This window comes from Paenibacillus sp. J2R1T-4 (genome assembly GCF_059692235.1).
Genome location: NZ_JCAUBA010000025.1, coordinates 1 through 13,401, shown reverse-complemented (window position 1 = coordinate 13,401; position 13,401 = coordinate 1). Strand labels below are relative to the sequence as shown.

The following is a 13,401-nucleotide window of genomic DNA, read 5'->3' as shown; positions in this document are numbered from 1 at the left end:
TGCCAAAGCCCCGGCCAAACGGTAAGCGAATTGTAGAGCTGTATAGCCATAATAGCCCTGCTCTGCTAATATATAATAATGAATAAATTTATCTGGATGGGATGTTTGTCCTATTTCATTATAGGACTGGCGCATGTTGTTGTCGGCCCGCTTATGGAGCCCATGATCCACCACTACGCGGTGGATTACAAAGACGGCGGTCAATTAATTATGAATCAATTCTTCGGTTTCTTAATCGGAGTTTTGGCAACGCCTTCTATACTACGTGTCTTAGGCCGGCGCTGGACGATCATTATTGCGTTCAGCTGCTTGACACTGGCCGAATCGGTATACAGCTTCCTGCCCGCGTGGGGGTGGATGCTTACAATCGGGCCGCTCGCTGGTCTCGGCTTCGGGATGATTGAATCTGTCATCGGGGCGATGATTCTTGCTGTAATGAAGGAGAAAAAAGCATCGGCGATGAGTCGGCTGGAGGTTTTCTTCGGACTCGGTGCGCTTGTTATGCCAGGAGTAGCGGCGTGGTTAATTCTGCAAGACAAGTGGCAGATCTCATTTCCCTTCGTCGCGATCTTATCGGGTATAACGCTATTGGTATGGTTCCTCATTTCATTCGATCAACAATCGGATCAGATCCAGACCGATCAATCGACAGAATGGAAGCCGAATCCATCAGATTCATCCATGTCAAATGAATCAGGAGGAGCCCTGGCGCCTGAACGGCGTTCGCGTAAGGTAAGGTTCGGTTATACTTTAGGTATGCTGCCTATCCTGGCGGCAGGTTCGATATTTTTCTTCTTATATGTAGGGACGGAGATGAGCTTCGCTAACTACCTTCCCTCGATTATGCACAAGGCTTCTGGTCTCAGTGAGTCGACCGCGGCTATAGGGGTTAGCATCTTCTGGGCTGCCGTGACGATTGGGCGGTTTGCGATTGCAACCATTGCTGACCAAATACGAGTAAGTCGCTTCTTGCTTCTTGCTTGCTTGGGATCAACGTTAGGGCTGATTCTGATAGCCGTAACTACATCCCTTTCCGCTTCTCTTGTTATAAGCTTCGGACTTATTGTAATCCTCGGACTCATCATGGCGGGGATGTTCACCATGGGATTGCTCCTTTTCAATGATGCGCTCCCGGGAACTACTGAACGCACGATCAGCATCCTTGTTGCCAGCGGCGGCCTCGGCGGAGCCTTATTGCCTAAGCTGACCGGGTTCATTATGGACAAGTTCACCCCTATTTACTCTCTATGGCTTTTTGCTGGGTGCGCATTCCTCATGTTAGTGATCGTAGGTGTGGCAGTCTGGATGTCCCGCCAATTGGAGCGAGCTCCTATTCGGGTCGACACCATTTGACATATTGCTGAAACAGGGCTTACATGGTAAAATTAAAATTATTGGTATAAATCGCTAATTATCTCGTATACTAAGACATGTCCTTATAGAGCTGCCCGGATTGGGCAGTTCTTTTCCATTAAGTCTACGCCGGAATGGCAGGCCAAAGGAGGAAGTTGACTTGTACTACTCTAAGAAGAATGTTGAAGAGGTTCAACAAGAGGAAACGACAGTCTGGTTATGCAGCACCCCGGGATGTTCCTGTTGGATGCGGGAGAACTTCTCTTTTGTCGAGACTCCGCTCTGCCCGATCTGCAAATCTGCGATGGTCAAAGATATGAAGATGCTTCCCGCCCTGCTGAACAACAACAAACGTCATTAGCTGCTCCTTCGTTATCGGTCTTGCCAGTATCACCCAAGCTATTCGCCTAGAATCACTTGGCGGATCACACTTCCTTTGCGCACCGCACATCGGTCCAGGATGCGAAATCCTGCATGCTCCACCTCTGTATCGATAGGTTGAGTAGCGATGATGACCGCTCGAGATGCCAACCTGCGGGTACATCCCAGCATCTCACGCTGCTCAGCCTCGGACAGGACGGAGCATAGATTATAGGGCAGATCAAGAACAGCTACGTCATATCGATCCGTTATCTCTCTCATATCCTGTAAGAGGACGACGTTCGGATATCCGAAATGTGCCAGGTTCATTCGAGCTCCTGCAACAGCTAACGGATTCACATCGCTTCCTATCATGTCCATCCCCATGGAAAGTGCCTCCAGGACAATCGTTCCGATTCCGCAACAGGGATCGATTGCCTTGACTCCCATGGGCCCAGGAATAGCAATATTCGCAACGGCTCTAGCCATCCTGGTGGTTAGGGCCGTTGAATATTGTCTAGGCTTCTCTTTGTGCAGCAGCCATACGGCCTCATTTTCCTGAATTTCTCCGAATAACCATACCCCATCGACTGTCCGAAGCACCCCGAATCTAATATCCGGCTTCCTCATCTCTGCTTTTCCACGTATTCTAGCTCCAATTAGACGTTCTACCGCTCGCTCTTCTTCATAAGGAATCGAAACCAATTGACGGATTGGCACGTATTGCACCTTGAACGTATCGGCCTGAAGCTCAAGCGCGGAAGCTTGATCGGCAATTTCCTGAATGCTGGCGCCTTGATAGAGCACCTCTATACGCTGTTTGATAAAGGGACTGCGGCTTGGATCTATTAAGATCGGCGTAACTATACACCCGCTGTCCGCCTCCACTCCGAATAAAGTTCTAAGCTCCAACCTGCATAACGCAGCTTCTTCCTCATGCGAAACGTAAGTGTATGCATAACACGAAGTAAGCACGCGAGAATATCCCATGATCACTGTTCCCTTCTGCCTCGTCATTCTACAAGCGTTTGTACAAACGGATTCATCTATGCGACAATATTAAAGTTATTTATTCATCCCAAAGAGGAGCACTTCAGTTTATGAAACCTCGTTACCTTGCCATAATAGCAGCCATTCTTCTTGTATATATCGGGATTCATCTCTACGTAGGATGGAATGTGTTGATTTACTTGAGCAGCATCATGGAAATGCCAAGCACCAGGCTCTACTGGGTCTGCTTCTGGTTCATCTCATTCTCCTATATAGCAGCACGATTAGGTGAACGTTTCCTGCCTCATGCGGTTGTCACTGTGTTAAAAGGGTTGGGCATGTATTGGATGGCGATCCTGTTCTATACATTCCTGCTAATGCCTATTGCCAATCTTGCTGCCTTGGTCTTGTCTTTCTCTTCTGTCGATTCATCCGATTATGTCCCGGTACTGGGTACTGTTATGAGTGTCATCATCCTGCTGCTGTTCCTTCGCGGCTTCTGGAATGCCTGGACTCCGATCGTCAGAACGTATGAGATTACACTCCCAAAAGCAGCCGGAGATCTGAAAGAGCTTCAAGTAGCAGTAGCATCCGACTTGCATCTTGGCACACTTGTGCGGCGAAGATACTTAAACGTGCTTGTGAATCGAATCAATGCCATGCAGCCCGATCTCATCCTGTTCCCTGGGGATGTCTTGGACGACTCCCTCGAACCCTTCATCCGCCAAGGCATGTCGGAGCCAATGAGTCGACTTAAGGCTCGCTTCGGGACTTTTGCCGTCCTCGGCAATCATGAGTACTTCGGCGGGCATATCGATGATTATATACGCAGGATGAAGGAAATCGGGATCGAAGTTCTGACGGATCGAACGCTCCAGATCGCGAACAGCTTCTATATAGCCGGTCGAAAAGACAAAACAGCCGAGCGTGCAACACCAACAGGCAGATTGACACATGCCGATCTGCTCGCGGGTGTTGACCACACCATGCCTATCCTCATGATGGACCATCAGCCCTTTGAGTATGACCGCGCTGCCGCGAGCGGAGTAGATGTGTTATTGTCCGGCCACACCCACCGCGGGCAAATGATGCCCAATCACCTGATCACGAAACGCCTCTTCGAGTTGGATTGGGGCTACAAACAGAAGGGCAGCCTGCATGCTATCGTATCCTCCGGATACGGAACATGGGGGCCGCCCATCCGAATAGGAAGCCGCTCCGAGATCATCCGGCTTCATATTCGCTTCCAAGCACCCGAGTAATCGGGTGCTTCTCGGTTTATACGGAGGCGTTGGCCTTCTCCTCCGTGTGCTCCGCTTTCTTACTCCGAGGCGAGAAACCAACGGCCGTTACAATTAACGCTATTCCGTTAAGGATGAACACCACAGGGATCGAGATCCAGCTCCCAATCGCCCCTCCCGCCATCGGGCCCGCCATCGTCCCTAACTGGTTCGCCGATTGATTCAAGCTGAAGGCGCGTCCCCTGAACTCCGACGCTGTTGACTTCACGATCAATGCTTGAATCGATGGATAGACCGCTGCGAAGAAGAAACCGTAGACGAACCGGAGAATCCCGAAGCCGACCAAGCTATGAAAGAAGAATTGCAGTAAATTGCCTACACCGCCGCCAATCAATCCCAGGAACAAAGTCCTTTGGTAGCCAATCTTAGCGCCGATCTTTCCCCATAATGGGGCCGCAATAACGGTAGAGATCCCTACCGCGGAGAAAATAATGCCTGCACTTAGGGATGCAGTATCATGCGAGGCGCCTATCTCCAATACATAAATAGTCAGCAGGGGCTCCAGCACCATCACGGAGGTTGCGATAACCATACTGATCCCGATTAATCGCATGAATTTGCGGTTAGCTCCTGCTACCTTCAAGTCTTCCCGTACACTTGAACGCGCTGCGCTTCGATTGAAATTCGCCTCTTTGGCACCAATCCATGCGATAATGACAGCTAATAACACGACCAGTCCAGATAATAAATAAGATTCACGATAGCCGAAGAAGCGACTGGAGATTCCGCCGATCAAAGGCCCCATAATACTGCCCGCCGCGCCGGCAGTAGAGATTACCCCTAACGAGTACCCGACATGCTTCTCAGGTGTATTCGTTGCAATAAGGGCTATGGAGGATGGAACGAATCCGGCCAGGAGCCCTTGAAGAACCCGGACAGCTAACAACTCGTACGGGTTGCGTACAAAATAGGTCAACCCGTATAAGATGGCCAGGCTGAAGCCCGACCTCAGAATCATTGGTTTTCTTCCATATTTATCTGCAAGTGATCCCCAATAGGGCGATATGAGCGCACTGGCCAGGAAGCTGATCCCGAACGCCAACCCAGACCAAGTCTCCAGGTGATTCTCCACCCCTAAATCGCGATTCAAGAAAAGCGGCATGAACGGGACTGACATGGAATAGGACATGCTGCAGAAAAATATGCCCACCCACAATACGTATAAGTTTCTCTTCCAGTATGTTTCCATTCATCCTCCTACTTTTCCAGATTTGTTCGATGTTCACTATGCTCTGATGATCTCTTCTACTCTCACCACCACACCATCTGTCCATTATAGCACCTTCCGGCAAACGCAAAAACTCTACGATTCCATTAATCGGAATCATAGAGCTCGAATCTGTAGTATTTCAATGGGCGTCCTTTCGTATGGTACGCAGGTAACTTCAGTAAGTAGATCATTAACAAACATGAGAGTTAGGAATCAGGTTAACAATACTTTCCCCACAATTTCCAACAGCTTAGGTCCGTCAAAAGGTTTCACTATGTAAGATTTCGCTCCGACCTTAATCGCCTCAAGCACTTGCTGCTTATGTCCAATCGCCGAGATCATTACAACCTTAGCCGCCGGGAACGATTTCAAGAGTCCTTGCAGCGCTTCTATCCCGTTTACACTGGTCATACTAATATCCATCGTTACGAGATCCGGCTTGTTATTAATGTATATAGCGAGAACCTCGCGTCCATCCGCTGCTTCCGCAACGATATCATGTCCACCGCGTTCCAAAGAAGTACGGATATTTTTACGCATGACTGCTGAATCATCCACGATCATAATTTTTGCCATAGCAAGCTCCTCCAAACGTTTAGTCCAATCGCACGGCCAGTATGCTCGCTAACTCTGCCCTGTGCTCCATTGGAATATAGATTAGCCGAAACGAGCCATCTAACGACCCATACGCTTGCAAATAAGATCTTCTGCATTTGGCGTGAATTTCCGCTTTTTTAGTTAATATCATTAATGGATTTCCTAACAAAATATCATGTAGCTCCCGGTCTGTCAAAGCATTTCCTGAGATTATATTAGCCATTTCCGCCACAACCTCAACTGCATATCGGTCTGCTTCTTCATCGGTTATCTCTTCCGACATATAGAGCTTGGCGAATAACATAGAGAGCTTTTTGTCCACCGTGAACAGAAATCCGCCTTCTTGCGCTCCGCTCACTTGGATGAATGCCGTCACATCTTCCAGCTTATATTGACCCTCTTGCTCAGATAGGTCTAGTCGCTTCAAAGACGGAGTACCCAGCCGACCCATATAATTCTCCGCAGACGAGACCAGCATCTGGAACCATTCGATCTCCTTCTCCTCTTGTTCCATACTACCCACTCGTAACCTCCCCTTTAATACCTTCATCTGGCAGATGGAACAGGAATTTCGTCCCCATGCCCGGCACAGTAGTAACTATAATCTCCCCGCCCAATCGATCCACTTCTTCTTTCACGGCTGCCAATCCGATTCCCCGTCCTGCCCATTCCGTTACCTCCCGGGCTGTCGAGAATTGCTCGCGGAATATAAGCTGCAGCAACTCTTGATCCGGCATGCCCATACTTGCACCGCTCTCATTCGCCCAGAGCTTGGCTGCCTTCTGACGAAGCATATCCAGATTGATCCCCCTCCCATCGTCTTCAATCGACAATCGAAGAATCCCTTCCCTATGCTCTACATCGAACCTAACGGTCCCTCTGCTGTCTTTGCCGCATGCTAGTCGCTCGGTGCCCGGCTCCAATCCATGTACGACAATGTTACGTACTACATGCACGAGCGACTTGGCGAAATGATAGTATCGTTCGGAATCCACCGGCACGTCTCCGCCCTGAATAAGGACCGGATGTAATTCCAATCCTCTGCGATCGGTCATTTCCTTCAGATACGGCGGGTAATGCTTCAGCAGCGCTTGAATCGGTCTGTAACGCCAAGCTCTTAGCTTCTCCAACAGCTCCAGATCTTCTTCATGATGCACTCTCGCTTCAATCCAGCGTTCCAGTTCAAAAAGCTGTTCCCGCTCAATTCTCACCGTCTGATTTTGTCCCAACAGATCGTAGGATTCGCCCAACACTTGCTTGAGCAAATTCTCCTCATCCCTAAGCCATGTGTCCAAATGCTGTACTTGGAGGAATTCAGATAATTGCCCAGCCGTGAAGCCATCCGCTCGTCCTAACAGCTCTTGCAGACCCGATTCCAAAGCATGCAGCCGTGTTACGATTCCGTGGAATTGCATAAACCCAAAGCTGCCTTTGAACGTATGTACCGTCTTGTACAAGCTGAGCGCCTTCTCTTCCGGCGTTTCTTCGCCTGCGAGAGTCTCCGCCATCTCTGTGTGCTGGAATCGCTCAAAATCCCTGGCGATATCCGCACAATCATCAGCATGCGTAACGGCTTGAACGACCATCCGAAGCATACCTTGCTCCACCTGCATACGATTCTCCAACAGTCGTTTCTCCGAGATATCCGTTAGCATCACCATGATGGATTCTTCACCGGCTGCCGAGGACAGGTTAACCTCTTGCGAGAGCCCGAGCGCTTTCACTTCAATCCTCAGGATTCTGTCCTCGATCTCCACTTCCTCTGGCATCAGTGAAAGCATGAGCTCTTTTTTGAGCTCCTCGCGCTCCGCGAAGTAATCCAGGAGTATGGACTGCAGCACCGCTCTTTCCGCTTCGTTGTCCGGATACAACAGGTCGGGCAATGCAACGCCCGCAATGTTGCGCGAGAAGATACGGGTGCATTCCACACTGTACTCCTCCTTAACCTTTAAGTCGGATCCGAGCGAGAGGAACCCTTGATTCGCATTGTCCAACAAGCTGCGTATCGAAGAAGTGCGTTGCTGCACGGTTCGTTCAAGCACTTGGTTCCACTGCATGATTTTTTGAATCGCAACAACAATTTGGGCTTCTGCCTGCAGCACATGCTTCGGAATAGCGTCCACTGATCGGCCTGCCGCGACCTCCTCCAGCGAAGCTGTGAAATGCCGAAGAGGTAAAATAATGCGTTGACGGAGTAATGTCGCTACAAGGATGAGCAGAATAGCCATGATGCCTAGAGAGTAGAGCGCCATTTGTCCTAAACCGTCCACCGCTTGCGCAGTAGAAACAGATGGTACCTGTGTACGGATTACACCGATGGTTCGACCTGACATATCCGTTAGCGGTGCATCTACCTTGGCCAAATAATGAGCTTTGGTCCTCTCAAGCGCGAATACTTCTTCTGATCCGGCTTCCATCACAGTCAAATGGGGCTTCAGATCGTCTATGGATAAAGCTTCTGTGGAACTGATAAACTGACCGGTCATGGTCAGAAGAGCCATCTCGGACTGGAGCGTATGCTCCAACGCTTCTAGAATTTCATTATTCAGGAATCGTCCTGTAATGAGGATACCTACGGCGTCCTCCTCACCTTGATCTCCCGTCACTTGTGAGACGGCTACGATTGCAACACCCTTTGAGGTATTAAGAACCCCATAGAAAGTTTCCTCCTGCTTGAACCGCTCCAATAGCTCTGGATACTTCAGCTTCCCCGTGAACTCTTCTAAGTTGCCAGCTTGCACAAGAACTGTTCCTTGAAGATCAGTCTCTGCGACGAAATCAATATTGGGCACCACCCCAGGCATATCCTCGATGTTCTTGTTCAACCATGCCATATCGCGGGTCAGAACCGCTTGTCGATTAGCTTCCCAGTAACCGTTCGTAATCGTAACCCCGGATATCGTCTCGCCCAGAGACTCAATCGATAATTGCACGGCACGATTAGCCAGGATGGACTTCTCTTCCTCCACCTGCTTGAGGCCGGAGAATGTATTCGTATAAAAGTAGACCATTAACAGGATGATCGGTAAGACCACCAGCAAGGAAATCCATAGTAATAGCTCCGCGGTGAAGGAGCGTTGCTTGCGGGTACGTATTCTCATTGATCTCCCCCGTAATTGGAAAAAAGTGATATAAAAAAGTGTGTGAAATTTATCATTCTATACGAGGGTGTGTAAATCCTCTATCCTACGAGGGATCTATGTAAAAAAATGTCGAATTTTTTAGGGTTGGGTGTGCGAAATGAGGGCAGGAACTCACAATAGGTGCTTGGCAGGTACTTAACTCCTCCCAATTGGCGACTGGCGTGCGCGGATTTGGAGCATTAAGTACCTCTGGAGCACCTATTGGGCGCAAGATGAGGGCGGCTACTCACAATAGGTGCTTGGCAGGTACTTAACTTGTTTAGCCGACTCATCCCGGAGACTCTGCCCATGTTGATTGCCGATCAACCTCAGGACGTATGCGGATGAGTCTTCAACCATGCAATTACGTCGTCTATTGTCTTCACCGGTACGATGGTTAGGTGCTGCGAACCGCGCCGCGCCTCGGTTTCTTGTCCATCCGGAACAAAGAATACATCCGCTCCAGACCGTTCAATGGCATATGCCTTTTGTTCAATGCCTCCAATTCGGCCAATGGAACCATCTGCGTTGATCGTACCTGTCCCTGCAATGGTGTTCCCGTTCGTGATCCCTCCAGGTGTTAACTGATCGATCAACGCCAGTGTAAGCATTGCCCCATGGGAAGGGCCGCCTTCATGAGCGAGATAGTCCCGAAATGCAACCGATAAAGGCAGATCCAGCTGGAGCTCATCCTCGATTGAAATGCCAAACGCCGCCTGGTTAGCGTTATCCGGGTGCGGCTTCGTCCCCACCTTCAATGACATTTGCTGATTGTTACGCTTCAGACTGATTAGGACTTCTTCACCAGGGCGAACCCCACGCATAAAGGCGGTCAAATCTTGTGAAGTCCGTATAGCACGGTTGTTCACTTCGAGGATCACGTCCGCCGGCTTCAGCTTTCCGCTTGCAGGTGCGTCTGCCTGTACTTGAACGACCTTGACCCCCTGGGACACGGCACCTTCGCCGAGTCCGACTTGGTGAAACGCTATGGCGCTAGCCAAGGCGTCTGCTTCTGCCTTCATGTTGCGTACCAAGGAGTCGTATGCGCCAAGCGTCATGCCGAGCTCCGCTTTGGGCTCGAACGAGTAATGTGGGAAGATCCGTGCATACAGCCAATCTATCGGGAAGGCCGGGCGTTCGAAGACGAGCACCCCGATCATCGGTTTATGCTCGGTCCCCCCTTCCGCGCTGGCATAGCGATTCATGTTGATCGTTATGCCGGGGTAGGTCACCATGTACGAGGTTGGCCATACGAGCGCCAACAAGAGCCCTGCACTTGCAGCCAGCACCGCCAGGCTGCGCTTCGGGATCGTGCGCTTCTGCCGCACGATGAAGCTTCCGTTGCTCTCGGCTATCGCCATATCGAGCAACGAGAGCAGCCAGGCCGCGCCCAGCAGGCACGCGGCCCACACCAGCCGGCGCGGCTCGACCGCGAGCGCGCCGATCATAAGTGCGCAAGCGGCGATGACCGCCGCTTGCACCGCGATCGCTCCCGACGTGGCCACTCGGGAGCGCAGAACTTGCCCCGCGGCGGCTTCAGCGCCTCGGGCACGCCTTACTGCGGCCGCCAGGCCAAGCGCGGCCGCCGCGATCCAGGCCAAAGGCACCAGCAGGATCGTGTAGGCTAACACATCCACAGTGTCGATCCAGAACAAACGATCCCCACTCCCAAGACGAATAGGATCAGGCAGCCAAATTAATTCCCCGAGCATGATCATAATGATCGACCAACACATCCCGAATATGTACAAACGATGCCTGCGCTCCATAGCTGCTGTGCCCCCTAATCCATGACCCCATGATCATATATGAGTTCTAATGCCTCTATTGTATCGAAGTAATCGGCCTTTGACCATTTCCTGACTAGGATACGTTATACTATAAAAGCAGGATGCGAAATTAGAGAAGGAGTGCGGTGAGCCATGACCAATATTCGTCTTCAGACAGGTCAGCACCAACGTCTGCAGCAGTCCCAACAGCATAGGCTTGTCCTTACACAGGAGCTGAAGCAGTCGTTACATATCCTCCGTATGTCCGGCCGCGAGTTGGAGCAATATTTGGAGCAGCAGGCACAGCACAATCCTTTGATCGAGTTAGAGCCTGCAACACCTCTCCCTAGCATGCCTGCAAACCACAATCGTGATATATTGGGAAACGCGCCGTTAAACTTGAATCTGAGCCTAGAGCAGTTCCTGCTTGACCAGCTACGCTTGTATTCCTTACCTAAATCCGTTATGCACGCAGCTCAGTATATTGCAGGTAGCTTGCAGGAGAATGGGTATTTGACCTTGTCGATAGAAGAGATAAGCTCCTCGATCAGTCTCTCTGCAGATACTGTTGCAGCTGGACTGGACGTTATTCAATCACTGGATCCAGCTGGGGTAGGCGCCCGTACGGCAAAAGAGTGTCTGCTCCTGCAGATCAAAAGAGACTCTTCCGCTCCAACAAGAGCTTACGCGGCTGTTGAAGGTCATATCGAACAGATTGCCCAGGGTAAAACAAGGGAGATATCGGAGAGTATGGGGATCTCACTGGAACAGACGGAGGCTATTATCCACTATATTCGCACAGCCTTGAATCCACGTCCCGCTTCCGAGTTCGCCTCAACGCAACACAATACTTACATCATGCCGGATGCCTCCTTTCGGGTTGTGCAGGATCAGCTTCAGGTTTCTGTAAACTCTGACAGACTGCCCAAATTGTCCATTAACCCTGAGCATTCTACTGCAAAATTGATTCAAGCCCATGACAAAGAAACCACCCTTTATTGGCAACAACAGCTAAGAGCAGCCCGCATCCTTATCACCCATCTGGAGCAACGAAACTCCACCCTTGGACGTGTGCTTACTGCCATCGCAGAAGAGCAGCAAGCTTTTATCCAACTTGGCGACATTGCTTTAAAGCCATTAAGTCTCAAGACACTTGCATCCCAATTGGACCTGCACCCTTCGACAATCAGTCGAGCGATCCGCCATAAATATGTGCAAACTCCCCATGGGGTTTATGCACTCAAACAATTGCTGTCCACTGGACTTCCTACCGATAACGAAGCTCAACCCGTGTCAGCCGAACATATCAAACAACGCATACGCCAAATTCTCGCCGCCGAGAACAACAGCAAGCCTTATTCCGACCGTAAACTAGCCGAGCTTCTGCAGCGTGAGGATGGCATTATCCTCTCCCGCCGAACCGTAACCAAATATAGAGAGCAATTACGAATCCTGGCCTCTCCCTATCGCAAGCGTAGGAGTTAAATCCAGAGAGTTGTGTATATGGCTGTTTTCCCGTAAAATAAATCAAATTGAAACATTAACCGTCACAGAACAGTCTAATACGATGTAAATACTTATGAACATCCAGGAGGACAACATAATGAACAAAATGACTACAACTGCCGTGGTGCTGCTGACAGCTACAGCTATATTCACAGGATGTGGCAAAAATCCTGCGAGCCCTACACCAACCCCTTCTCTGCCATCGCCTTCTACAAATACAGCCGCTCCTAGTCCCAGCCCAAGCCCAACCGCATCCGCAACAGCTTCGCCTACGAAATCTGCCTCACCCACTCCTTCTCCGACTCCTACAGCCAATAAGGGGGATGCCGTGCAGGTCGTAGCATCGCCGGAGAGTATTACAGCACTGGTCAACAAACAGTTCAAGCTGCCGGATCAATACGAGCCTAACGACCTCGTTTATCCGGAGGTTGCTTTTATATTCAAGGAGAAAATTGAAAAGAGGATGCTCCGCAAAGAGGCTGCTACCGCACTCGAGCAGCTGTTCGCAGGCGCGAAGAAAGATAATATTGAGCTTGCCGGTGTTTCCGCTTATCGTTCCCATGCTACACAGAAAACCCTATTCGATAACTATGTGAAACGGGATGGCGAAGAGAAAGCCAGGACCTATAGCGCTGTTCCCGGGCATAGTGAGCATGAAACAGGGCTAGCCATCGATGTGTCGGGAAGCACAGGCAAATGCGCCGCACAGGACTGCTTCGCCGGGACTCCTGAAGCCAAATGGCTGGATACGAATGCGGCTACTTACGGCTTCATCATTCGTTACCCTAAGGGGAAGCAGGCGATCACAGGTTACCAATATGAGCCTTGGCACATCCGCTATGTCGGCACCAAAGTGGCTAAGGAGATTGTTTCCAAAGGAATCACCATGGAAGAATACTATAATGCGGTTCCTGTTGTAAAATAAGTTAGCGCTAAGGTCCTTGGCAATTGAGTTCAGTTAAGCGCGTGGAGGGCATGAAGATGGGCTACAATCGCTCTTGAGATCGTATTCCTTGAATTAATTTTTAGTTGTGAGAAAACGATGTTCAAATGCGACCGCTGGCGCTTTTCCGCTCCATCTCCCTGCCCTTCCCTCGGTTTTAAGGGTTTTTCTCACGAATGCTCACTCACTCGCAGGATTTTAACACCCATAGAAATGACGAATACTGCAAATACATGCTCATATAAGCATT

Annotated in this window: 11 protein-coding genes; 5 read left to right on the top strand and 6 right to left on the bottom strand. The window is 50.2% G+C overall.

The window, feature by feature from the left end; all coding sequences use genetic code 11:
- Positions 1-105: 105 nt before the first annotated feature.
- Both AC58QD_RS28630 and AC58QD_RS28625 read left to right on the top strand, forming a co-directional pair.
- Positions 106-1,353, top strand: a complete 1,248-nt coding sequence (locus tag AC58QD_RS28630; RefSeq protein ID WP_497338470.1) for an MFS transporter — start codon at positions 106-108, stop codon at positions 1,351-1,353.
- Positions 1,354-1,513: 160 nt separating this feature from the next.
- Positions 1,514-1,714, top strand: coding sequence for a cold-shock protein (locus AC58QD_RS28625; RefSeq protein ID WP_497338468.1), 201 nt, complete (start codon positions 1,514-1,516; stop codon positions 1,712-1,714).
- A 38-nt stretch (positions 1,715-1,752) separates the two neighbouring features.
- Here the strand turns inward: AC58QD_RS28625 and AC58QD_RS28620 are convergent, their stop codons facing one another.
- A complete protein-coding gene (locus AC58QD_RS28620) occupies positions 1,753-2,703 on the bottom strand; it encodes a TRM11 family SAM-dependent methyltransferase (protein ID WP_497338467.1) in 951 nt (316 codons plus the stop codon).
- Between the two features lie 110 nt (positions 2,704-2,813).
- On the opposite strand from AC58QD_RS28620, the gene AC58QD_RS28615 reads away from it, so the two are divergent.
- Positions 2,814-3,965: a metallophosphoesterase gene (locus AC58QD_RS28615; RefSeq protein WP_497338466.1), complete on the top strand. Its 1,152-nt coding sequence runs from the start codon at positions 2,814-2,816 to the stop codon at positions 3,963-3,965.
- 16 nt (positions 3,966-3,981) lie between these two features.
- Here the strand turns inward: AC58QD_RS28615 and AC58QD_RS28610 are convergent, their stop codons facing one another.
- The 5 genes from AC58QD_RS28610 to AC58QD_RS28590 form a co-directional block, all read right to left on the bottom strand.
- A complete protein-coding gene (locus AC58QD_RS28610; RefSeq protein ID WP_497338465.1) occupies positions 3,982-5,193 on the bottom strand; it encodes an MFS transporter in 1,212 nt (403 codons plus the stop codon).
- A 234-nt stretch (positions 5,194-5,427) separates the two neighbouring features.
- Positions 5,428-5,790, bottom strand: a complete 363-nt coding sequence (locus tag AC58QD_RS28605) for a response regulator (protein WP_497338464.1) — start codon at positions 5,788-5,790, stop codon at positions 5,428-5,430.
- A 19-nt stretch (positions 5,791-5,809) separates the two neighbouring features.
- A complete protein-coding gene (locus AC58QD_RS28600) occupies positions 5,810-6,325 on the bottom strand; it encodes a chemotaxis protein CheX (protein ID WP_497338529.1) in 516 nt (171 codons plus the stop codon).
- A 1-nt stretch (position 6,326) separates the two neighbouring features.
- Entirely contained in the window at positions 6,327-8,912 is a 2,586-nt protein-coding gene (locus AC58QD_RS28595; RefSeq protein WP_497338463.1) for an ATP-binding protein, read from the bottom strand.
- 350 nt (positions 8,913-9,262) lie between these two features.
- Positions 9,263-10,702, bottom strand: a complete 1,440-nt coding sequence (locus tag AC58QD_RS28590; RefSeq protein WP_497338462.1) for a PDZ domain-containing protein — start codon at positions 10,700-10,702, stop codon at positions 9,263-9,265.
- Between the two features lie 153 nt (positions 10,703-10,855).
- On the opposite strand from AC58QD_RS28590, the gene rpoN reads away from it, so the two are divergent.
- Positions 10,856-12,187 carry an RNA polymerase factor sigma-54 gene (gene rpoN / locus AC58QD_RS28585; protein WP_497338461.1) on the top strand — a complete coding sequence of 444 codons (1,332 nt, stop codon included), beginning with the start codon at positions 10,856-10,858 and terminating at the stop codon, positions 12,185-12,187.
- Between the two features lie 118 nt (positions 12,188-12,305).
- On the top strand, positions 12,306-13,133 hold the full coding sequence (locus AC58QD_RS28580) for a M15 family metallopeptidase (protein ID WP_497338460.1): 828 nt from the start codon (positions 12,306-12,308) through the stop codon (positions 13,131-13,133).
- Positions 13,134-13,401: the final 268 nt, after the last annotated feature.